Consider the following 20,402-nt stretch of genomic DNA (forward strand, 5'->3'; position numbering starts at 1 on the left):
TTAACTCCTCAAACAGCCTGGTCATCCGTAGTCACTGCGGATGACCTTTTTGTCTAGAGAGAAAACAGACTTTAACGGTTCTTGATGTTCTCCCGCAACCAGAAAATAGGGGTCACTACTTGCGCAAATTCATGACATACTCGTTGTCCAATCCCTTCAATGCCTTGTACACGACCCATTGAGCAGTGGTCCAAACCCAATAGCTCAGCAGAATGATCTGGTTAAAACTCTGGTGATGCCATCGAGACCCTTTGGCAACAAAACCAGCTCATTGCCTCGCCCCTCAATGCTCGCGGGAGGGAGTATCCGAAAAAATACACCTGAGATGAGGGAATAAGTCCATTTGCCCACCCCATTGGGAGACAGATGCATCTTCAAAAACTGGCGTAAAATTAGGTAGTCTCGCACCGCACCCGTCTAACTCAGAGCCATGGCTTTTGATATTCACCTCCTTTCTGAGCTTTCCTACGATGAGGCTGAGCCCAAACTGGATGAATATATTCAAGGTGCCCTAGATCACTTTGTCGCTTCTCAGGTTAGCCAAGCCTACTGTCAACAGCATCCCAAGGGCGGATTCTGGATCGGCACCTTCATTGAATTTGCCTTCCTTTATGGTGAAATGACGCTTCCAAAAATGACGAAAGGAGACGTCCAGCAGGTGATGGAATATATTCTGCCCCGGAAATTAATCCTGCTTGATCCAGATGAGGCCGATAGCGCCATTCCCGAACTCGTTGCCTTTTGGACTTTCCTGAAGGAAGACTATCAACTGCGAAGCGCCGGGGCGATCGCAGACTATTTACAGTCGATTTCTAGCCAATTTAAGGCCTGGATGAGCGATCCTAGCCGGGGCGGAATCGCCAAAAACTTTCTCATGGACGGTATGCAGTCAGAGTTTGATATGACCTCAGAAGCTGGCCTCCAGGAATTTCAGCAGGTTTACAATCAGCGCCAGCAAGAGAATCAAGGCCCACTGCCCAACCCCAAGATTCCCACGGTTTCTCCGCCCCCTGAAACGCAGAGGTTTATAGATTTAATAGGAATAAATCTCCCAACCTCTGGTGAAGGCGTCGATCCCTCGGCTCACCCCCCGGTCATCCCGAATCCGATTCGCGCCCTGTTGAGAGGAAACCTTGCAGAGGAAGGGGGGATCCTCTCGGAGGAAACGATCCAGTGTCTGAAAACCCAGTCCATCTCTGCCACCTCACCCGGTCCTATCCTACAGGACTTTGAGACGGCCTTGGCCTTCGTAGGACCCGCTGGAATTGCGGTCAGCAAACAACGTTGGCAATTGGGTGGCAAGTCTTTAGCTACGCTCAATCAGCAGTTGAGCCAGCCCGTAGACATTGGGCTGAGCCGTCCCTCTCAAAAATCCTATCCCAATATTCACGGTCTCTATCTTTTGCTGCGGGCCTCGCGGCTGGTGCAGGTGGTGGATCCAGGAAGGAAGCCCAAACTCCAGATCAATCCTGAGGTTCATGCCGCCTGGCAACAGCTCAACCCAACGGAACAGTACTTCACGCTCCTAGAAGCGTGGATCATTCAGGGGCGTCTGGAGTTCCTGGCAGACGAACGACAAACTCCCCTAACGGCAGGCGATCGCACCCTGAAAGCATGGGAAGATGTCCTGGGGAAATCCGCCAAACGCTACGCCAACTACCGCGAACAGACAACACTTGACTACTGGCCCGGACTCTACAACATCGCGCTGATGGAGATGTTTGGGTTTCTGAAAATTACCACCGCAAAGCCAACCCCAGGGAAGGGATGGCGAATTCGGCGCACCGATCCCTTACCCTTTGGACGGGCAATGTTCAATCTTTTAAGACAGATATACGTCCAGCAGAGCGGGACCTGGGTGTCGGAAATAGATGACACGCTGGCATTTCATGAGCTTCAGCCCAGGATCACGCCCTACTTCCCGCAGTGGAAACAGGTGCTGACGCTGCCCCGGCGTTCATTTCGCCCCGGAGAATATATCTACAAGGTGTCCCTAGACCAAATATGGCGGCGGATTGCGATCAGTGCCGAGGCAACCCTGGCAGACCTCAGCCAGCTCATTCTAAACTCCGTTGGCTTTGATGCGGATCACCTGGATCAGTTTACGTACCAAGATGAGTGGGGCCGCACCATTGAAGTGATGCATCCCTTTGCGGAGGATGAGCCTACCACAGAAGAGGTGTTGATTGGCGACATCCCTTTGCAGGAAGGTGATTCCATGGAATACCTGTTCGACTTTGGTGACGCTTGGCGCTTTAAGGTCACCCTGGAGCAAGTCAAGCCGCCGGCCCCAGAGCCCAAAAATAAAACAGGGAAAAAAACCAAGCCCCCAAAAATCCGCGGTTACCTTTTAGAATCCCACGGGAAGGCTCCCGATCAGTATGCCTAACAGGGATAGAGGAAGCGTAGGTCCATGAGGAAAAAAGTTATTGTCGTAGGAGCCGGACCTGGCGGCTTGGCGATCGCCCTGCGGCTGTTGGGCCAGGGCCACCAGGTTGAAATCTTTGAAGCTGCCGATCGGGCAGGGGGGCGGATGCGTGGGCTGGTCCAGGGCCATTATCACTTCGACACCGGACCCACAATTCTGCAAATGCCGCAGCTCTATGATGATTTGTTTGCCAGTGCGGGCCTTCAGCGTCAGGACTACCTTCAATTCACGCGCCTAGATCCCTATACTCGCCTTAAATTTTGGGACGGGACCCAGCTAGATCTCACCACGGATCGCAAGCAGCTCAAGCAGCAGCTTGCCCAGTTTCGCCCCGACCTGCCCCAAGCCCTCGATCGCTGGCTAACCGAGGCAGAACGGATGAATCAAGCGGGGTATGAACCCTACCTGAGCCAACCGGCGCGATCGCTCCTGGGTTACGCGCGTCTGGACGAGCTCGCAGCGGTACTCAGCTTTCGGCCCTGGGAAACGCTGTATCAACACTTTTGGCGAAATTTCCAGGACGATCGCCTGGTATATGCCCTGAGCTACCCGGCCAAATACCTGGGAATGCACCCCACCCGTAGCGCCAGCGTCTTTAGCCTGATACCCTACCTGGAAATGGTCCATGGCGTCTGGCATCCTCAGGGAGGATTTCGCGCCCTAGCCCAAGCTCTAGCCCAGGCAATTCAGGAATTGGGGGGCAAAATTCATCTCCGCTGCCCCGTCCAGGAACTCACAATTCAGCAGGGGCGAGCAACCGGAATTCGCCTTGGCAGCGGAGAACGCCTCTGCGCCGATGCCGTTGTGGTCAATGGAGATTTTGCCCAGGCAATGCAATCCTTAATTCCGCCCGCCCATCGCGGCAAATATACCCGCGCCTATTTTGCAAACCGGCAATTTTCCTGCTCCACCTTCATGCTCTATTTAGGACTAGACCGCTGCTACGATCTACCCCATCACCAAATTTATCTCTCCGAGCATGTGCGGCGGCGCCATCGCCCCTATGTAGATGACTCCGCTCTCGATCCCATAGACCCACCATTTTATGTGTGCAACCCCACTCCCACCGATGGGTCCAATGCTCCCCCGGGTCACTCCACGCTGTATGTCCTGGTGCCCATCCCCCACACGGGATACGGGGTGAACTGGCCAGACCATCAGCAAAGCTACCGAGACTTTATCCTTGACCGTCTCCCAGAGTTAGGGTTTCTGAATCTTGCCGATCACATTACCACTGAAGCCTGCCATACGGCCCAGACCTGGCAAGAGGACTACTCCGTTTACCTGGGAGCGGTCTTTAATCTCAGTCATACCTGGCTCCAGATGGGACCATTTCGCCCGCCAATTCGATCTCGGCAACTGGATCGGCTTTATTGGGTGGGTGGCGCTGTCCATCCCGGCAGCGGGCTGATGACCATTCTGGAATCCTCCAAGAACGCTGCGAAGTTTGTCAGCCAAGATCTCAGGGGCGCGGCCTAAGATTTGGCCTAAGATTTAAGGCTAAAAACAGAGGCCTATCAAGGCATAGCGGCGCGATCAGTCGAGGCAAGCAGAGTGACTCCCAGCGAAAATCAATCCCAGCGGATATAGATCGTCTCGATCACCAGACCCATGTTTTGAAAGGATGGATGGGAGGAACTGTAGGGGCCTTCCCCCATCAGCATCTGCTGGGCCGGAATTTGTTGAGTCGCACGAAACTCCAACTGCAGTTCTGGGGGCAGTGTTCCCCCATTCCATCCCAGGGTGCGCCCCGGATAGTCCCAGCCAAGGCCGGTGAGATTGAAAGGCCTGCCATTGGTTAAGGTGACATCCTCTAAGCTATCGCGGATCTTGAGTCCAGAGTGGGTCCGCCAGCTGGAACCGGGAGTTCTGATGGTCATCCGCTTGGGCGATCGCCGATCCCCTTTCCATTCAATCTCTAGCTCATCCAGGCGACCGGCAAAGAGGCGGGTACCGGACACGCGCTGCCCTTCCCCCACTTCCAGCTGCACAGAGGTGACATTCTCAACTCCGAACCAATCAATCAAGTCCTGTTCCGAGGTCCCTCGGGTGATGGGACCAACCGACTCCACCGGATTGATGAGGCGACTGTCCAGACTTCGGGAAGCCAGTGTTTCCGCGCCTCGGGGCACCGGCGGCTGGCGACTCTCCTTAGCCCCTTCCGCACAACGCTCCAGGGGATCTTCAGGCTGCTCTTCTCCCCTGTGGCGCGCCAGCGTCCCTGAGGCTCCCGCCCCGGTTCCCTTCGTCCACCAGACCCACTGCGGGTTCACATAGCGGGCACCACTCCCAGACACCGCACGAGTGAGCTGCAGCGTTTCTCCTTGGTATTCCACGATCGCCGTATCCTGATTTGGGTAAGAGGCCCAGATCGTTGCGCCGCTCTCACAGTTGTAAAGGGTGCGCAGATCCGTCTCCAAGTCCGGTGTGGCCTCCGCCTCAGCAGTGGACAAGGGTGAGGCGTTCTGACGCGATCCAGGGCTGACGCCGTTGCCGCAGCCGATCAAGATCAACATCGGGACTCCCCCCAGCACGCGCCAAAGCCTTGAAGAACAGGTCATCACCAATACCTTCACTAAATCTTCAACACCTCGACGATAGGACAATTATGAGAATTTCCAAATCCATACCGCCCCTACCTCCAAACCGTGGACAGCCAAGTGGACAGCCAAGGCCCTTTTCCTCCATGCAGGCCATGATTCCACTCCCCATGCATCTCAATGGCGGCGTCATCCTAGCGATCTGATATCCATTGATAGGCCAAAGACCCGGCAATTAAAGCCGCCAGGAAAATTACGGGATTCCAAACCCCCAGCACCAACGCGGTAATTCCCGGCCCCGGACAGTAGCCCGCAATTCCCCAGCCAACCCCAAACAGGGCAGCCCCCCCCAGCAGCTTGAGGTCAATGGTCTGCCGGGTCGGGAGAACAAAGCGGGGGGCAAATAGCGGCTGCGATCGCCGCAGCACAAATCGAAAGGCAATCACGGTCACGGACACTGCACCACCCAATACAAACAGCAAGGTCGGATCCCAATTTCCAGTGACATCTAAAAAGCCCAACACGCGATCGCGATCCATCATCTGCGATAGACCCAAACCAAACCCAAACAGCAGTCCAGACAACAGGGCTACGATTTGCTGTTTCATGAAATTCCTGACCCCACAATTCCTGACCTCACAATTCCTGACCCCACAATTCCTGACTTCCTCCTACGAACGGAGTCCCAACAGACGCAGCACCAGCACAGTGGCCATGGCCACCACCAGAAACGTCATCACCGCCGCAAGGGAGCGACCTGAAAGACGACCCAATCCACAGACCCCGTGGCCACTGGTGCAGCCATTTCCCATGCGGGTGCCAAAACCTACCCAAAACCCACCCAGGATCATGGACCAGGGTGAAAAGGTCGAAACTGGCGTGGGGCTGGACGCAATCCCGTATTCGTACAGGGCAGCCCCCAGCACCAGCCCCAGCAAAAAGATCCATCGCCAGCGCTCTGTCTTCGCAAACGAGATTGCCCCATTGAGCATACCGCTGATGCCCGCAATTCGACCATTGCCCAACAGCAGCAGCGTCGCGCTTGCCCCAATCAGCATACCGCCTCCAAAACCCGAAATTGCGTTAAATTCAACCATCATAATTGCTTCACTCGCGGATCTCCCGGCCCCCCAGACGAGGATCGACTCCCAGGATCAACGGAATCTAGAGGGGGGGGACCTTGTCCTAATACTGAAATGTCCTATGCTGAAACCGCTTGTGCGTTGGACCGCAACCCTGGGACCATGGCAAGGCTCGCTTCTAGTATAGGGATGGCCTTTTGGCGTGACAACTGGGGCAGTCTTTACCGGAAAGGATCTAGTATGAGTCCTCTAGTCAGAATGTTTCTGTCGCAGCTGCGCTGCAGATTGAAAGATCTGGACGTACTGCTGATGTCCTCCGGGAATCGCCACATTGAGGGTGAGTGGATCTTGCGTATCCTGGGGGTCGGTCGGCCCCTCCAGCACAGCATCCCCTGCCGCTGAAAGTTTCAGAGGTTTACGATTTTTTACCTCCCCCCCGCTACTGTCAACATAGACTGTGAAATTTCCGGTTCCATAGGCCCTACCGATATCCTGAATGAGCTGCAGAAAACCGCGATCGCTGCCGCCTCTGCGCACCTGTCGCTGATCTCCCTCCCGATGCACCTGACTGGTCACGGTATCGCCAACCCCAACCATCAGCGGCATGGAATGGCCTGGAAAATGGGCCTGAATCATCTGTAAAATCTCTCCTGGATCCTGGGGCGCATCCAGAACATGGAAATCCGATCCTAGAGGATAGTCTCCAGTTTGCCAGGCATAATATTGATTGAGTAAAAACAGTACGCCCACTTCCTTGCGCGCGCCCCTGAGCATGAACTGAAAATCCGTCGTCCCAGAGGTGGATCCATCCGCAAGCTGCATCATTTCGTTGCCGTCAGATCCCAAACCCAAATTAGGCGCATAGTGGACAAAAAATGTCTCTGCTAATCCCTGGTTCGCCGCCTGTTGAAGCAGATCCGCCATGAGATCTCCCATCTGCTCTTGCAGGGATCGGTAGATCTCCAGGCGATCGCCCAGGGCTGCATGGAAAACATTTAGATTGGCCGTTGGCGAAACCTTATTATCTAAAATCGCGGCTTGAATACAGGCCTCAAGCTGAGCTGGCGCGATATCGCTTCGTGACTGATCAAAAAAGCTCCGCAGCCGCGCCTCGATTTTGGCCGGCACCTGATCCAAAAACGCCATAATTTCAGGACTCACACCAGGGTGAGATACCTGAGCATAACGCGTTTGCCACTGCACTCCACCGGCTGCCAGCCCCGGCAGGTATAACCCCTGCGCCTGAGCCAAATCTGAACGGGCCAGGGATCGCTCCACAATGCGGTTCATGCCCCGTGATCCAATGTGTTCTCCATTGGTCAAGACAAAAAAGTGAGCCTCAAACTGCGGAACCGCAGCCAAGTAGCGGGGATCGACCTGGCGCTGTAGTGGATCCTTGACCAGCGGCATACAGACACCATCTAAATCCTGAATAATCAGCAAATTCTCTGTCTGTCCCCAGCAATGAACCAGGGCCTCGTGATCTAAAGAAAGCCGCTGCTGGGGAAGGGAAGTCGAAGGTGACATGGAGAGGATCTACAAAAAACGCCATAATGGACAATAGGCGATCGCCCATAGTTCACTGTACTGTCTTCCTGCACTCCGATGGCATTCCACGGCAAACCCTGTGACACCTGCGGCCACTGTGTCACCCTGCGCTATCGAATCCAATCTAACTCCCATGCTCCCTGGCAACTCGTTTGTGCATCCTGCTGGAAACAGATCGCCCCGAACAATCCAGATTATCGCTATGGCGGAACCTGGAAAGCAAAATCCTAAGAGAGCTCTTGGGGGGCATCTATGGGGAGCCTCTGTGAGACCTCTGTTGAGGAATCTAGCAGTCCTCAAGTGAAGGGTCTTGGGGCTGCGACACCCATTAGTGAGGGGCTAAGGAACATACCAAGCCTCGTCGTTCTCATCTGATTGGCGCTAGTGATGGAGAGCCTGCCGTTTCAGTTAAGCCTTGATCAGGGCCTGGGCGTATTGTTGAACCTGCTGCCAGTCGGTGTATTCATAGTCCTGAGACAGATCCGTGCCTTCTCCGGCTTGCTGTGCAATTTGCTTCATCAGCCATTTGAGAGGGAGGGGATATTTAGAGTACATTAAAGCTCCGGCGATCATTTCCACCTTCGGAAAAGAAACCTGGAGCTGTTGACGCATTTTGGTGCAGGCGTCCTTCAACCATTCTGCTTTCAAGACTGGATCCTGGGTCGCGGCGCTCAGGAGAACCAGGAAAAATGAGCGATTTTTAAGTTCAATTTCAGCGCTATGGCGGTTAACAAAGGCAACCAGTTCCGGCTCCAGCCCTCCTGCATGCATTGAAGCCCCGAATACCAACAAATCAAAGATCTCTAAATTTAAGGATTGTGTGACAGCTTTATCCTTGGCGTTGATAATCCGTACCCTTGCACCAGCCTGGGTGAGGTGATCGCCAATGCGAACAGCAATCTTTTCCGTTTGACCTTCCCGCGTGGCATACAGAATTAGAACAGTTCCCATGGTTTAACCCTCCGCTCCGGCACGCATGCTTGCAATTCCGCCCCAGTCGACTCATCCAGCCTTCCCCATGACCCTCCACTGTATTTTCTCCGGAGTTGCTGTCGAAAACAACAACTCCGGAGGATTCACCTCTCCTGACTAAGTAAAAGTAACTAATCTTCCTCAGGGTATAAAGTAATGTAACAATTCCGTGGCGGATTAAAAGAGTTTTTAGCGGCTTTTAAACTTCAGCAATCTGTCCCCAAGCGATTGCCAGATAACAGGTTCAAAGATTCGAGGGAATTTCTTTGCCGGAAGTTGTCTCCTTAGGGCTCTTTTTTCTGGAAATTCCTTGTAGGATAGTAGATACAAACTAAAGTGTTTAATATTTCAGGCTGTTCTCAGGGTGTGAGTGAGGCTTTTGGCTCAGCCTATTTTAATTTGATTTTAATCGTTTGCTTCCATGCTCTCTCTTGTAGGAGCATCTAGCTGGGGCATCTCACGGAGAATGCCAACGCTCAGCACCATTGGAGCCCAGTCATGAGCTGATCCTGACCCATATCATGACCAGAGGAACTTTACCGGTCATGACGGTCGAACACAGATCAGTAAGGCTGAACAGGTTCACATCCACTGGCTCAACATTAAAAGTTTTCAAAGATTGCCATTGTCATGATGGCAATGATCCGGGGGGATCAAGGAGTCCTTCGCTATCTTGACATCTATGGTCAGTAGCCAAGGACTCCTTCATCATACGCTTATGGGATTGCCTGCACGGGTAGCCAGGGAACCCATGGCAGCTTTGCCCCAAAAAAGTTTTCGAGAGTTTTGGTTAACTGCAGCGCTACATCAGCAGTCGGTAGATCCATCGAGCCACTGCCCGCACCAGAGAAGCTTTGACTGGAGTTGATGGCTGTACGGTTGAAGTCTGCCTTGCCTGCAGTTTGCCGTAGACATGAGGCATCCCCAGAACAAAGAAAATTGCTGCATATCCTTGCCCAAAGGGGTGTGACCCTGTGGAACGATTTAACGCGGAATCTGACATGGTTGCTTCTCCTGGGAATAAGGTGAACAGGGCGTGGGTAGAACCTCAGAGCCCTAAGCCGCCATAGACTGGCTTAAACCAAGATATTCACCCATCATTTGCTTAAAAAGACGCTCTTGAACCAGGGAGTTCTGGTAAAGATCGACCACCAACTCTTGAACTTCTTCCTTAGACAAGTTTTGAATCTGATCCGCAAATACTTTGACCTTAAATTGCTGTTCTAAGGGCAAATCAGCATTAGGGTTCATAGCAGTTTCCTCTTTGTCAACAGGACCGGAAAGATCATTGCAAAGCAGACGCCTTGCTCTAAACGGTCAATGCAAATATTTATTAAGATATGTATAGTTATACTAAAATCCCGTCCAATTGGCGATAAGCAATAATACTGATTCCTTAGCAGGGGTTTCTACCACTTTAGATAGAGCGATCGCCCAAGGCCTGGTGACGGCTTGGGGGGATCAAGCACCGGTCGATGAAGAGATCGCTTCAATTGTATCGAGGGTGCAAAGAGTTGTTTCTAACGGGATTTAACCCCTAGCGGCAGAAAAAAAGAATTGACAAAATAGCAGCATTCGCCTTTGTTGTTTTTTACTGCAATGAACCTGCCTCAACCAGCTGCCCTAACTGGGTCTGAACGGTCACCGGGGTCAGAGTCCACCCATTCCACCCCTCAGTCCCGCCTCTCCCCCAACCCGGCCCCCTCCGAGATGCAGGAGGAGGGTCTGAATTCTTTTTTGAGTGGGATATCGGGACTTCTATTGATGCTGAGCCTGCTGTTTGTTCTGGCAACCCCTTTGATCACAGTTGCCATGGTGGTGAGCCTCCTCCTCGGCCTTGGCGCGCGGACCCCGCTTAACCAAGCGCCTAACCAAGCCGGATCAAGAAACTCCTAGACCTCTAGCCCTGGGTGGCGATGGGGGTTTCTCCCTCAAGTTCTGGTAAGGATCCTCCGACAGGAGCATGGGACTCCTCGGGCGTAGCGGGACTAAGGAGCGCCTTTGCCGCGGCAATAAAGCCCTTAAAGACCGGATGAGAAATATTCGGTCGGGAGCGAAATTCCGGATGAAACTGGGTGGCGAGAAAGAAGGGATGGGATGGCAGCTCAATCATCTCCACCAGGCGACCATCGGGAGAGGTACCACTGATCACGTAACCTGATTCCAGCAGCAAACTGCGGTAGGCATTATTGAACTCGTAGCGATGACGATGTCGCTCGTAAATCACCGTTTCTTTATACAAATCAAAGGCCTTGGTACCCGTGGTCAAGCGACAGGGATAAAGACCGAGCCGCATGGTTCCCCCTAAGTCCACCACATCCTGTTGCTCAGGCAGCAAGTTAATAATGGGATTGCGGGAATCTGTCTTAAATTCAGAGCTATGGGCATCGGGCAGTTTAGCAACATTTCGCGCCCACTCAATGACCGAGCATTGCATCCCCAGGCACAGACCCAAAAAGGGAATTTTTTGGACTCTGGCATATTCAATGGCGGCAATCTTGCCATCCACTCCACGGGTGCCAAATCCGCCAGGAACCACAATGCCTGCGGCTCCTTCCAGGTGAGTGCGGGCACCCTGCCGTTCAATATCTTCAGCATCTACCCAACGCAGCTTGAGCTTAACGCTACTAGCGAGGGAGGCATGATTGAGGGCTTCAACAACGGACAGATAGGCATCACTAAGGCTGACATACTTGCCCACCAAGGCGATTTCAACTTCTTGGGTGGAGTTGTGCAACTGATTTACCAGTTCTTGCCACTGGTTGAGGTCAGGCTGACGCTGCTCTAGATTGAGCAGGGAGAGAACCTGTTCTGCTAAACCTTCCTGCTCTAGAATCAGAGGAACTTCGTAGATGCTGCTAGCATCTTGAGCTTTAATGACGCATTCCTCAGATACGTCGCAGAACTCAGCAATTTTTGACTTAATTCCGCTGGGCAAGGGGCGATCGCATCGACAAACCAGGATATCTGGCTGAATCCCAATTGAGCGCAGTTCCTTCACGGAATGCTGGGTAGGTTTGGTTTTCATCTCTCCGGCGGAGGGAATCCAGGGTAAGAGCGTGACGTGGGTGTAGATTAAATTTTGACGGCCCACATCCTTACGAAATTGTCGGATGGCCTCCAGGAACGGCAGAGACTCAATGTCGCCAACCGTTCCGCCAATCTCAATGAGCAAGACATCGGGGTTAGTATCCTGGGCAACGCGCAAAATCCGTTCTTTAATTTCGTTGGTGATATGGGGGATCACCTGGACGGTTCCGCCCTGGTAGTCTCCTCGTCGCTCCTTATTCAACACAGCCTGATAGATAGATCCGGTGGTGACGCTATTCAAGCGCGACATTGAGGTATCCGTAAAGCGCTCGTAATGGCCTAGATCCAGGTCTGTTTCAGCCCCGTCATCGGTGACAAAAACCTCTCCATGCTGAAACGGACTCATGGTGCCGGGATCAACATTGATGTAGGGATCGAGCTTCAAAATTGAAACGGAATAATCCCGTGACTTGAGTAATCGTCCCAGGCTGGCGGCCACAATGCCTTTCCCAATGCTTGAAACCACACCGCCGGTAACGAAGACAAATTTAGTCATAACCTTTAGCCTACTGGCCCTACCAACCGACACAGGCTGCCCAAGAGAAACGGCAGGACAACCTCTCCCCCAGGACAGCACGTTTTATGCAAACTTTATCAACTTAAACTTTATCAACTCAGGCCCTATATACAAAGTGTATTCAGGGGTTCGCTGGGCCATCGCGGGCTCCTTGCTGGATCGGCTACGGCCTTGAGCAAAAACGTTTCAAATATAAACCCAATCGTCAAATTAAGGCTAGCCTATTTTCGAACCCAACGGCGTTTGTCTTATCAGGTCCGAAAAAAAAGTTCCCTCAGTGGTTCGCCCTTTCCCCCTACGCTGCTTTAACCACTGCAAAGGCCCAGTCTAGCCAGGGCAGGAGAGCTTCTATATCCGAGGTTTCCACCGTTGCTCCTCCCCAAATTCGTAAACCCGGTGGGGCGTCTCGATAGGCACCGATGTCGTAGGCCACCCCTTCTTGATCCAGGAGCGTTACGATCTGTTTGGCCTTCTGGGCCTGGTCGTCAGCGGGAAGGTCCTGATACCAGGGATCAACAATTTTAAGACAGATGGAGGTGTTAGAGCGGGTAGCGGGATCCACTGCCAGAAAGTCAACCCAGTCCGTGCGATCTACCCAGGCGGCGATCGCCGTTAGATTGGCTTGGGAGCGGGCGATGAGCCCAGGGAGACCGCCAATGCCTTCGGCCCAACGTAAACCATCTAAGGCGTCCTCTACCGCAAGCATTGAGGGGGTGTTAATGGTGGCCCCTTCAAAAATAGCGCTGTCCAGCTTTCCCTTTTTCACCAGTCGGAAAATCTTGGGCAAGGGCCAGGCGGGCGTGTAGGTTTCCAGGCGCTCCACCGCTCTCGGACTCAGAACAATCATGCCGTGGGCAGCTTCGCCTCCCATGACCTTTTGCCAGGACCAGGTTACCCCATCCAACTTAGACCAGGGCATTTCCATGGCAAAGACCGCAGACGTAGCATCCGCAATCACCAAACCCTCGCGATCGTCAGGAATCCAGTCACCGTTCGGCACTTTGACCCCGGCTGTGGTGCCATTCCAGGTGAGCACCACGTCTCGGCTAAAGTCCACCTGGGAAACATCCGGCAAATGCCCGTAGTCAGCCAGATAGGGACGACAGTCGGAGAGCTTTAGGTGCTTTTGAACGTCCGTCACCCAGGCGCGGCCAAAACTCTCCCAGGCCAGCATATCCACCCCGCGCGCTCCCAGTAGCGACCAGAGAGCCAATTCAATGGCACCGGTGTCGGAGGCGGGGACAATGCCGCAGTAATAATCCTCAGGAATGCCCAAAATCGATTTGCTTTGATCAATCACGGCCTTCAGCTTGGCTTTGCCAGGCTTGGACCGGTGCGATCGCCCCACGAGTGCATCCTGCAGGGCAGAAACAGTCCAACCGGGTCGCTTAGCGCAGGGGCCAGAGGAAAAGTTAGGGCAGGCCGGACGGATTAAGGGTTTCGTCATTGAGGCTTCAAGGGGTGGAATGCGGAGGCGGCTACTTAATTCTGATCCTTATCTACTCTGCCCTATTTTGGATCATCCGCAAAGAGAAGAAATCAGAAAGCACAGACAATAGAATGAATAAGGTGTCCAGCGGGTAGATCTTCTATGAAACTGATGCAACGTTGGCGGCAGTTGAGCCGCGTGCTGCTAATTGGCCTTTTCCTAATGGTATGGGGGACGGTCTTGAGTCCCAGTGCTCAAGCGCTCACCCCCATTGCACTGAAGGACTTGTCCTACCATGAATGCTCGGAGTCTCTTTCTCAGGGGATTGTGACGCCAGGATCGATGAACCCGGCTAACTGCTTTATCGTCACAGGCACAGCAGTCAATGCCTCAGCCCGGCCCGTGGTCGATGCTGACATTTTTGGCCGCATTTTCGATGCTGACAACAATCCGGTGATGCAAAACCGCAATCGCTTAGGATCGATTCCCTATGTTCCCCTGGGCGAGAGTGCGTTTGAACTGCGCATTAGCGTTCCAGATAAAATGCGCCCACCCCTGCGTCTGGAAAACTTCAAGGCTAGCGGTTTTGCCGGAAGCGTGGGTCAGTTTGGAAACATTGACGAAGCAGAATTTGACGAGTTTTCCGAGGATACACTGGAGTAAGGCCCTGCCTTAGAAGGGAACCGCAGGGAGCAACTGCACCAAAAGTTGCAAGGCCAAAAACGCCAAAATCGGCGAAAAGTCAATGCCACCCAGGGGCGGAATCAGGGATCGAAATAGATTCAAGTAGGGATCCGTGAGCTGGCTTAAGATAGAGAACGGGGCTTTACTCCAGTCAATATTGGGAAACCAGGACAGCAGCACCCGAATAAACAGCAGGATCAGGTAAATTTGAATAAATTGCGCAACCCCTCGGATTAAAATTGACCCAGCGGATTGCAGGGGACTGTATTCCATATGCCTAACAACTCTAAACCTGATGATTCATTGACAACGATTCGTTGACTATTAGTGTAGTTGAATTTATCCAGCGGCGGCGGGAAAGCGTCTAGGCTGATCCGGGATGCTATTGATGATCCTCAGATATGCCGTTCACGTGGCTGAGCTGCTCGCGAGCCGCATCAATGGCATCGTTCAATTCAGCGATTTTCTCTTCTAAACCTTGGCGAGCATCTTCGATGCTCAGGTCGCTGCTGCGGCGCAGCAGGCGACGAGCACCGCGCAGGGTTCCCTCAATCGACCCTTCGGGAGCATCTTCCTCTGCATCGGATTGATCCTCGAGTCGAGTGGCCAGGTAGGATCCAACCAGACCTCCCACAATTCCCCCAAAAATGCTTCCCGCAATAAAGCCCCCTAAAAAACGATCGCCTTGATTAGCCATACCGTCACCTGCCCTTGGTCTTCTGCTTTGAATGGTTTTGTCGTTTAGATTTCTTTCTATTCTACGCGCTGACTCGCCAGCCTTTATCCTTATGATTGCTAGAGAATGCGCCCCCGGTTAGTCCTGGGTGCCAAAGGCGCGATCGCCAGCGTCCCCAAGCCCTGGAACAATAAATCCGCGATCGTTCACCTGTTCATCAATGGTGGCGGTGTAAATCTGGAGATCCGGGTATTGGGTGCCAATCTTCTGCAAGGCCGGTGGCGCAGCCACAATTGCAATAATGCGGATAAAGGCAGGGTCTACCTGGCGCTGCACCAGGTCATCGAGGAGGTGCAGAATTGATCCCCCCGTCGCCAGCATCGGCTCGCTGATTACAATGCGCGTCTCGGGGGCAAAGGTGGGTGGAAGCTTGTTGAGATAGCAAGTGGGCTGGAGGGTTTCTTCATCACGCACCAAACCATAGTGATAGGTTGCAGCGTTGGGAATTACCTCCTGGATTCCCTCAACCAGGGTCAAGCCTGCGCGCAAAATGGGCACCACCGCCCAGGGGAGCTGGGGATCAATAAAGGTGGCCGAAATGGGCGCTAGGGGAGTCTCAATGACCAGATCCTGGGTAGGAAGCCATTCTCGCGTCGCCTCATAGGTCAGCCATCGCCCTAGCTCTTTCATCGCCGTCCGAAACAGCACCCCAGGTGTGGCCTGGTTCCGAGCAATACCTAGCCAGTGTTTAATCAGCGGGTGGGGCGGAACATAAATTCGGAGTTGCGATGCCATATTGCCAGCTAAAAATGAAACTCTCACCCATCATACGCTCTCCCTGAAAGAGACCTGCAGTTGGCCAGCAGCCTCTCAACCGCCTCATTCACGACGCTAGAAAACTCTCTTGGATCAAAAATATTGACAATTATTTTCAATAAGTTTATAGTGCTAATCAATAAATCTCTTGCACTCAAGCAGAAATTTATTATTTCTCCTCTCTAAAGAATCGGCTTTCCGGGTCAGGGGCATCATGCCTCTGACTCTTTTTTTTGAGACCTCCAGCGTTGCCAAAATAAGCGGAGGGATTCGGAGTACCGGAGATCTCCCCCGAAGCCATTGCCCCGAAACCGGTTTAAGACCGATGATAGAAGCGGTGATCTTCGAGAGAAAACTCATGTCTCTACTTGACGCGACTCAGCGATCGCAGACGCCTCAGGGAGAGGCCTCGGACTGTAATGTCGACTGTAATGTCGACTATGATGTCATCGTGATTGGCGCTGGCATTGGCGGCCTGGTGGCCGCGACCCAACTGGTGGCCCGGGGCGCCAGGGTTTTGGTGCTCGAGCGCTATTTGATCCCCGGAGGCAGTGCGGGCGGCTTTGCCCGGAGTGGCTACCAATTTGATGTCGGTGCCTCGATGATTTTTGGCTTTGGTCAGCAAGGGACCACGAACCTCTTGACCCGAGCCTTGGCAGCTGTGGGACAGTCCCTGGAAACGATTCCTGACCCGGTCCAGGTCAGCTATCATCTTCCTGATCTGGACATTTCGGTTCCCCGCAACTATGAGAATTTTTTGCAAGAACTAGACCAGCGTTTTCCCCAGGAGCAGGCCGGAATTCGACGCTTCTACGGAACCTGCTGGCGAATCTTCCGGGCCTTGAATACCATTGACCTACGCTCCCTAGAGGAGATGCGCTACGTCGCCCGATCCTTCCTCCAACATCCCCAAGCCTGCCTGCGGCTCGCTCGCTACCTGCCGGTTAACGTTGGAGAGGTGGCGCGTCAGCATATTCGCGATCCCCGGCTGCTGAGATTTATCGACATGGAATGCTATAGCTGGTCGGTCATGCCAGCCTCCCATACCCCCATGATTAATGCAGGGATGGTGTTCTCTGATCGGCACTACGGCGGCGTGAATTATCCCAAGGGCGGGGTTGCCAAAATTGCGGAAGCCCTCGTTAAAGGACTACAGCAGCATGGCGGACAGATTCACTATCGCGCCCGTGTCACTGAAGTCTTGACCCAGCAAGGACGAGCCGTGGGCGTCAGACTGTCGGATAATCGAGCCTTTTACGCCCGACGGATTATTTCAAACTGCACTCGTTGGCAAACCTTTGGCGATCTCCTCTCAGTCCTGCCTGCCCAGGAACAGCGTTGGCAACAGCGCTACCGAGCTTCCCCCAGTTTCCTCAGTTTACACCTGGGAGTTCAGGCGGAGGTGGTGCCAGCGGAGATGACCTGCCATCACATTCTCTTGGAGGATTGGACAGAAATGGAGAGGCCTGGCGGAACTGTCTTTGTCTCAATTCCCACCCAACTTGATCCCCATCTTGCGCCATCGGGGCGTCAGATTATCCATGCCTTCACCCCCAGTTGGATCAGCGAATGGCAGGGGCTGGCACCCACCGCCTACAAACGAAAAAAGTTCGTGATGGCCCGCGCCCTGGTGCAGCGTCTGGAGCGAATTCTACCGGGTCTGACTCCTGCTATTGAGCACCAAGAGGTGGGAACTCCGCGAACCCATCGCCGCTTTTTGGGGCGTCAAGATGGCACCTATGGTCCCATTCCGGCACGGCAATTGCGAGGATTACTGGGAATGCCCTTTAATCGGACGGCGGTACCGGGGCTGTATGTAGTGGGGGATAGCACCTTCCCTGGACAGGGGCTAAACGCTGTGGCGTTTTCTGGCTTTGCCTGCGCCCATCGCGTGGCGACGGATCTGGGGTTGAGATAACTTCTAGGGTAGATTTCCGGTCGTCACAGTGGCCAGGATGTGAGCAATGCGCTGCTGCTGCAACTGTTGAAGCTGGTCGCGATTGCGCACCAGCAGCGCCCCGGCAAAGCCCAGGGCATTGATGGAGAGGCCTGTATACCCTTCCTGCGATCGCGGCACCACCATCATCCACTGACGGGTCACCAGCAGGTTATAGGAGCCAAGGGACCGATCATCGGTTTCGGGATGCCCCAGGTTTAAGCGCTGCATGAGCTGCCCGTAGCGGGCATAGAGTTCTTGGGAAAAGGCGTCTAGGGAAAGTACATCCTGATTCTGATCAGCATCTGTGCCAACAGCAGGGGGGGGCAACCCGGACAAGCCATGGCTAAAGGGAAGCTGCGCCTGAGATTCGTGGGCCGCGATCGCCGCCGCAATGACAGGTTCCAGGGGAATGGAAGGGCCGCCAGGGGCCAGGGGCTTGGGCACCACTTGCAGGTGCTTATGGCGCTGACTTGCACCGGCTATGGCGTCGCTATTATAAAAGCCTAAGCCATCCACTTCCGCCAGCGCCCAGGCCAGTGCCGCAAAGTCCTGGGCGGTCAACCAGGTTTCCTGGGCCACAAACTCCCGAGTGACAATTAGGAAATGGTGATCCATCACCTTGAATTTATTTAGCAAGACCAGATGGGTGGGCGAAATATCGGCCACAAACATCGCTGGCTCGTAGGGCAAGAAGGGGTTAAAGGTGGGATCGTGGGCCAGTCGCTTTTTTTGAACCTGATCTTTGCGCTGCAGATTCTCAACCACACGAACCAAGAAGGTGAACCCATCTTGCTCCACCCATTCAGGATAGGTTGAAATGGGCTGCAGAGCCTCACTGGCAAGGGCCTGCTGCGACCGTGCTCGGAGCTTGGGCCAGAGTGAGCCCGGAGGAGAGGAGAAAGGCATGGGCAGGGAAGTGCAAACCAAAGATCACCATCAAACACCCCAAGCCTCGGGTATTAGATTTGGGGTGTAAAAGCAATGGCCAAGGAAGCCCTTGGAATTACTCCGCAGCCACGGCTTCCTTCACCGCCTCTTGCTTGACGGTGAGGTAGCGAACCACCTCATCACTAATGCGCATGGCTCGCTCCATCGCTTTAACGCCCTCACCGGTGCCGTTGTAATTCATTTGCACATAGATACCATCTCGTAGCTTTTGAATCTCGTAGGCGAGACGACGCTTCCCACGGTGCTGAGTTTCAAGAATCTCCGCCCCATGCTCCTTGAGTAAATCTTGATACTTGGTGATGGATTGATCAACCTGCTCTTCGGACAGATCCGGGCGCAGAATGTACATTGTTTCGTAGGCAGTGGCCATCAGAACTCCTTTTGGACAATTGGCGTTGCAACGTGAATAACGCAAGGAGAGTGCGATGCGATCGCAGGCTCTAAACTTGACTAGGCTCTGCCCGCGGACAGAGCAGCCTCCCTTTCTCTTAACGAGAGAGAGGCACAGCCTACTAATTTACCCTAATTTGGAGCGCGTGTCATACCATCGTCCCGAGGGAATGATCTCTCCCTGAAGCCTTTGCACCGTTTCAGCCGCCATCTGGTAGGCCCAGGCCAAGCCGAGGGGTTCCTCCCCAAGATCAAACACCTCTAGGCAAACCCGCTCGTACAGGTTGTGAGCGGCACCGGGACGATAGTCTTCCAGGGCATCCAGGGCGATGAGCCACTGTGGATCCTCGGGGACAGTGAGCAGATAGCCTTGGATCCATTGATCCCCAGCAATCATACCGGGATATCCCTGGGGTAAGTGGTAGAGCTGCCCCTTGACCTGGGCAGGCTGATAAGCCAGGATGCAATGACGACAGTAATGATCATAGTTTTGGTGACCCGGCTGTAGGGTGCCGTACACAAATAGCTGTAGAGTTTCCATCGTGTGTGCGTTATTGTGTGATTATTTTGTGACCGATCTTCTCCTAACGTCACTGTCGAGGTTAACGGGCCAGGTCATTGCCAGTCAAAAGGTTGCAAACTGCATCTAAAGATTGCGGAAAATTACAGAATCTATGGTTTTGTCGCAACTGAATGGACCCTAGTGATCCCTGAACCATAATCGATCTGAATCAAGTTTCGAGGACTTTACTGGAATGACCATTCGAGTTGTCAGCAATGATCAAATTGTGATTGAGTTCTACGGCAACAAGCTGGATGATGCCGATGCCTGGCTGCAAACCCTGAGAGACCAGGGTCTAAATGTGAAGGGTGTGCTCAGACGATCTCGCCCCTAAGCTTCCGCCTTCGGCAATTGTCTAACGTGAGATGCTTTTCTCTTGAGCTGCGATTTCATAGAGCGATCGCAGCTTTTTCATGGTTTGACGCGGGCAGTTTTGGCCAATCACAGAGTTGTTCTGGTTGGGTCATACGCGCCTGGGCGTAGGGATAAAACGCAGAGACATCCAAGCTGGCCTGGCTAAATAAAATCCAGTCGATCACGGTATCGCGCTCTCGCTTGGAAATCACCACTTTTCCCTGATCTAATTTGAGGTGTCCTTGCTGATCCCAGGTAAATTCAGCAGTCGGAATTTCATCCCAAGGATTTCCGCCCCAGGCAATGGCCAGGGCTTCCCCCTTGAATTGGTTCTCTTGAACGTGCCCCCTTAAGGGACTTCCAATCAATAAAGTAGCCCACAATTAAGCTGTTTGGTAGGGAATGGTGACGAACCAACGTCCCAAAT

General features: G+C 53.5%; 22 protein-coding genes. 6 read left to right on the forward strand and 16 right to left on the reverse strand.

What is annotated here, in order from left to right:
• The first annotated feature begins 430 nt into the window (after nucleotides 1-430).
• Entirely contained in the window at nucleotides 431-2,389 is a 1,959-nt protein-coding gene (locus tag QQ91_RS15470; RefSeq protein WP_166283008.1) for an IS1096 element passenger TnpR family protein, read from the forward strand.
• 24 nt (nucleotides 2,390-2,413) lie between these two features.
• The gene (locus QQ91_RS15475; protein ID WP_166283010.1) at nucleotides 2,414-3,907 is read left to right on the forward strand and encodes a phytoene desaturase family protein; all 1,494 of its coding nucleotides are present in this window, start codon (nucleotides 2,414-2,416) and stop codon (nucleotides 3,905-3,907) included.
• A 92-nt stretch (nucleotides 3,908-3,999) separates the two neighbouring features.
• On the opposite strand, the gene QQ91_RS15480 is transcribed toward QQ91_RS15475, so the two are convergent.
• The 4 genes from QQ91_RS15480 to stpA form a co-directional block, all read right to left on the reverse strand.
• Nucleotides 4,000-5,034, reverse strand: a complete 1,035-nt coding sequence (locus tag QQ91_RS15480; protein WP_250833375.1) for an MliC family protein — start codon at nucleotides 5,032-5,034, stop codon at nucleotides 4,000-4,002.
• A 128-nt stretch (nucleotides 5,035-5,162) separates the two neighbouring features.
• Nucleotides 5,163-5,576 (reverse strand): DUF6691 family protein, encoded by a 414-nt coding sequence (locus QQ91_RS15485; protein WP_166283012.1) that lies wholly within the window; start codon nucleotides 5,574-5,576, stop codon nucleotides 5,163-5,165.
• A gap of 63 nt (nucleotides 5,577-5,639) precedes the next feature.
• Nucleotides 5,640-6,026, reverse strand: a complete 387-nt coding sequence (locus tag QQ91_RS15490) for a YeeE/YedE family protein (RefSeq protein WP_250833376.1) — start codon at nucleotides 6,024-6,026, stop codon at nucleotides 5,640-5,642.
• A 273-nt stretch (nucleotides 6,027-6,299) separates the two neighbouring features.
• Complete coding sequence (gene stpA / locus QQ91_RS15495) at nucleotides 6,300-7,577, reverse strand: glucosylglycerol 3-phosphatase (RefSeq protein ID WP_166283014.1); 1,278 nt, start codon at nucleotides 7,575-7,577, stop codon at nucleotides 6,300-6,302.
• 78 nt (nucleotides 7,578-7,655) lie between these two features.
• Here stpA and QQ91_RS15500 point away from each other — a divergent pair, with 78 nt between their 5' ends.
• Nucleotides 7,656-7,829, forward strand: coding sequence for a DUF8622 domain-containing protein (locus QQ91_RS15500; RefSeq protein ID WP_166283016.1), 174 nt, complete (start codon nucleotides 7,656-7,658; stop codon nucleotides 7,827-7,829).
• A 177-nt stretch (nucleotides 7,830-8,006) separates the two neighbouring features.
• On the opposite strand, the gene QQ91_RS15505 is transcribed toward QQ91_RS15500, so the two are convergent.
• The 5 genes from QQ91_RS15505 to QQ91_RS15525 all read right to left on the reverse strand — a co-directional run bounded on the left by QQ91_RS15505 (nucleotide 8,007) and on the right by QQ91_RS15525 (nucleotide 13,624).
• Nucleotides 8,007-8,549, reverse strand: coding sequence for a flavodoxin domain-containing protein (locus tag QQ91_RS15505; protein ID WP_166283018.1), 543 nt, complete (start codon nucleotides 8,547-8,549; stop codon nucleotides 8,007-8,009).
• Between the two features lie 823 nt (nucleotides 8,550-9,372).
• The gene (locus tag QQ91_RS15510; RefSeq protein WP_166283020.1) at nucleotides 9,373-9,573 is read right to left on the reverse strand and encodes a hypothetical protein; all 201 of its coding nucleotides are present in this window, start codon (nucleotides 9,571-9,573) and stop codon (nucleotides 9,373-9,375) included.
• A 53-nt stretch (nucleotides 9,574-9,626) separates the two neighbouring features.
• Nucleotides 9,627-9,821: an NblA/ycf18 family protein gene (locus QQ91_RS15515; RefSeq protein WP_166283022.1), complete on the reverse strand. Its 195-nt coding sequence runs from the start codon at nucleotides 9,819-9,821 to the stop codon at nucleotides 9,627-9,629.
• A 649-nt stretch (nucleotides 9,822-10,470) separates the two neighbouring features.
• A complete protein-coding gene (gene pyrG / locus QQ91_RS15520) occupies nucleotides 10,471-12,156 on the reverse strand; it encodes a CTP synthase (RefSeq protein WP_166283024.1) in 1,686 nt (561 codons plus the stop codon).
• 316 nt (nucleotides 12,157-12,472) lie between these two features.
• Nucleotides 12,473-13,624 (reverse strand): phosphoserine transaminase, encoded by a 1,152-nt coding sequence (locus QQ91_RS15525; protein ID WP_166283026.1) that lies wholly within the window; start codon nucleotides 13,622-13,624, stop codon nucleotides 12,473-12,475.
• A 144-nt stretch (nucleotides 13,625-13,768) separates the two neighbouring features.
• Between QQ91_RS15525 and QQ91_RS15530 the strand changes: the two genes are divergently transcribed.
• Nucleotides 13,769-14,269 (forward strand): hypothetical protein, encoded by a 501-nt coding sequence (locus QQ91_RS15530; protein WP_201277477.1) that lies wholly within the window; start codon nucleotides 13,769-13,771, stop codon nucleotides 14,267-14,269.
• A 9-nt stretch (nucleotides 14,270-14,278) separates the two neighbouring features.
• On the opposite strand, the gene QQ91_RS15535 is transcribed toward QQ91_RS15530, so the two are convergent.
• From QQ91_RS15535 to upp, 3 genes are all read right to left on the reverse strand, one after another.
• On the reverse strand, nucleotides 14,279-14,563 hold the full coding sequence (locus QQ91_RS15535) for a YggT family protein (RefSeq protein ID WP_166283046.1): 285 nt from the start codon (nucleotides 14,561-14,563) through the stop codon (nucleotides 14,279-14,281).
• A gap of 109 nt (nucleotides 14,564-14,672) precedes the next feature.
• On the reverse strand, nucleotides 14,673-14,987 hold the full coding sequence (locus QQ91_RS15540) for a ssl2009 family thylakoid membrane protein (protein WP_166283048.1): 315 nt from the start codon (nucleotides 14,985-14,987) through the stop codon (nucleotides 14,673-14,675).
• 117 nt (nucleotides 14,988-15,104) lie between these two features.
• Nucleotides 15,105-15,761 (reverse strand): uracil phosphoribosyltransferase, encoded by a 657-nt coding sequence (gene upp, locus QQ91_RS15545; protein WP_166283050.1) that lies wholly within the window; start codon nucleotides 15,759-15,761, stop codon nucleotides 15,105-15,107.
• Between the two features lie 379 nt (nucleotides 15,762-16,140).
• Here upp and crtH point away from each other — a divergent pair, with 379 nt between their 5' ends.
• The gene (gene crtH, locus QQ91_RS15550) at nucleotides 16,141-17,700 is read left to right on the forward strand and encodes a carotenoid isomerase (protein ID WP_166283052.1); all 1,560 of its coding nucleotides are present in this window, start codon (nucleotides 16,141-16,143) and stop codon (nucleotides 17,698-17,700) included.
• Between the two features lie 3 nt (nucleotides 17,701-17,703).
• Here the strand turns inward: crtH and QQ91_RS15555 are convergent, their stop codons facing one another.
• The 3 genes from QQ91_RS15555 to QQ91_RS15565 form a co-directional block, all read right to left on the reverse strand.
• On the reverse strand, nucleotides 17,704-18,627 hold the full coding sequence (locus QQ91_RS15555; RefSeq protein ID WP_166283054.1) for an ATP adenylyltransferase family protein: 924 nt from the start codon (nucleotides 18,625-18,627) through the stop codon (nucleotides 17,704-17,706).
• Nucleotides 18,628-18,724: 97 nt separating this feature from the next.
• Nucleotides 18,725-19,039 (reverse strand): 30S ribosomal protein S6, encoded by a 315-nt coding sequence (gene rpsF, locus QQ91_RS15560; protein WP_166283056.1) that lies wholly within the window; start codon nucleotides 19,037-19,039, stop codon nucleotides 18,725-18,727.
• 147 nt (nucleotides 19,040-19,186) lie between these two features.
• Complete coding sequence (locus QQ91_RS15565) at nucleotides 19,187-19,600, reverse strand: gamma-glutamylcyclotransferase family protein (protein ID WP_166283058.1); 414 nt, start codon at nucleotides 19,598-19,600, stop codon at nucleotides 19,187-19,189.
• Nucleotides 19,601-19,814: 214 nt separating this feature from the next.
• Here QQ91_RS15565 and QQ91_RS15570 point away from each other — a divergent pair, with 214 nt between their 5' ends.
• The gene (locus tag QQ91_RS15570; protein ID WP_166283060.1) at nucleotides 19,815-19,955 is read left to right on the forward strand and encodes a hypothetical protein; all 141 of its coding nucleotides are present in this window, start codon (nucleotides 19,815-19,817) and stop codon (nucleotides 19,953-19,955) included.
• 55 nt (nucleotides 19,956-20,010) lie between these two features.
• Here the strand turns inward: QQ91_RS15570 and QQ91_RS15575 are convergent, their stop codons facing one another.
• A complete protein-coding gene (locus QQ91_RS15575; protein WP_201277478.1) occupies nucleotides 20,011-20,343 on the reverse strand; it encodes a hypothetical protein in 333 nt (110 codons plus the stop codon).
• Between the last annotated feature and the right edge of the window lie 59 nt (nucleotides 20,344-20,402).

Source organism: Lyngbya confervoides BDU141951 (assembly GCF_000817775.3).
In the GTDB taxonomy this organism is placed as follows: Bacteria; Cyanobacteriota; Cyanobacteriia; order Thermosynechococcales; family Thermosynechococcaceae; genus Lyngbya; species Lyngbya confervoides.

Excerpts from the sequence above, each read along its gene's own strand:
- QQ91_RS15470 (WP_166283008.1), top strand. The coding sequence starts at position 431 with ATGGCTTTTGATATTCACCTCCTTTCTGAGCTTTCCTACGATGAGGCT.
- QQ91_RS15475 (WP_166283010.1), top strand. The coding sequence starts at position 2,414 with ATGAGGAAAAAAGTTATTGTCGTAGGAGCCGGACCTGGCGGCTTGGCG.
- QQ91_RS15485 (WP_166283012.1), bottom strand. The coding sequence starts at position 5,576 with ATGAAACAGCAAATCGTAGCCCTGTTGTCTGGACTGCTGTTTGGGTTT.
- QQ91_RS15490 (WP_250833376.1), bottom strand. The coding sequence starts at position 6,026 with ATGCTGATTGGGGCAAGCGCGACGCTGCTGCTGTTGGGCAATGGTCGA.
- stpA (WP_166283014.1), bottom strand. The coding sequence starts at position 7,577 with ATGTCACCTTCGACTTCCCTTCCCCAGCAGCGGCTTTCTTTAGATCAC.
- QQ91_RS15500 (WP_166283016.1), top strand. The coding sequence starts at position 7,656 with ATGGCATTCCACGGCAAACCCTGTGACACCTGCGGCCACTGTGTCACC.
- QQ91_RS15505 (WP_166283018.1), bottom strand. The coding sequence starts at position 8,549 with ATGGGAACTGTTCTAATTCTGTATGCCACGCGGGAAGGTCAAACGGAA.
- QQ91_RS15510 (WP_166283020.1), bottom strand. The coding sequence starts at position 9,573 with ATGTCAGATTCCGCGTTAAATCGTTCCACAGGGTCACACCCCTTTGGG.
- QQ91_RS15515 (WP_166283022.1), bottom strand. The coding sequence starts at position 9,821 with ATGAACCCTAATGCTGATTTGCCCTTAGAACAGCAATTTAAGGTCAAA.
- pyrG (WP_166283024.1), bottom strand. The coding sequence starts at position 12,156 with ATGACTAAATTTGTCTTCGTTACCGGCGGTGTGGTTTCAAGCATTGGG.
- QQ91_RS15525 (WP_166283026.1), bottom strand. The coding sequence starts at position 13,624 with ATGACGAAACCCTTAATCCGTCCGGCCTGCCCTAACTTTTCCTCTGGC.
- QQ91_RS15530 (WP_201277477.1), top strand. The coding sequence starts at position 13,769 with ATGAAACTGATGCAACGTTGGCGGCAGTTGAGCCGCGTGCTGCTAATT.
- QQ91_RS15535 (WP_166283046.1), bottom strand. The coding sequence starts at position 14,563 with ATGGAATACAGTCCCCTGCAATCCGCTGGGTCAATTTTAATCCGAGGG.
- QQ91_RS15540 (WP_166283048.1), bottom strand. The coding sequence starts at position 14,987 with ATGGCTAATCAAGGCGATCGTTTTTTAGGGGGCTTTATTGCGGGAAGC.
- upp (WP_166283050.1), bottom strand. The coding sequence starts at position 15,761 with ATGGCATCGCAACTCCGAATTTATGTTCCGCCCCACCCGCTGATTAAA.
- crtH (WP_166283052.1), top strand. The coding sequence starts at position 16,141 with ATGTCTCTACTTGACGCGACTCAGCGATCGCAGACGCCTCAGGGAGAG.
- QQ91_RS15555 (WP_166283054.1), bottom strand. The coding sequence starts at position 18,627 with ATGCCTTTCTCCTCTCCTCCGGGCTCACTCTGGCCCAAGCTCCGAGCA.
- rpsF (WP_166283056.1), bottom strand. The coding sequence starts at position 19,039 with ATGGCCACTGCCTACGAAACAATGTACATTCTGCGCCCGGATCTGTCC.
- QQ91_RS15565 (WP_166283058.1), bottom strand. The coding sequence starts at position 19,600 with ATGGAAACTCTACAGCTATTTGTGTACGGCACCCTACAGCCGGGTCAC.
- QQ91_RS15570 (WP_166283060.1), top strand. The coding sequence starts at position 19,815 with ATGACCATTCGAGTTGTCAGCAATGATCAAATTGTGATTGAGTTCTAC.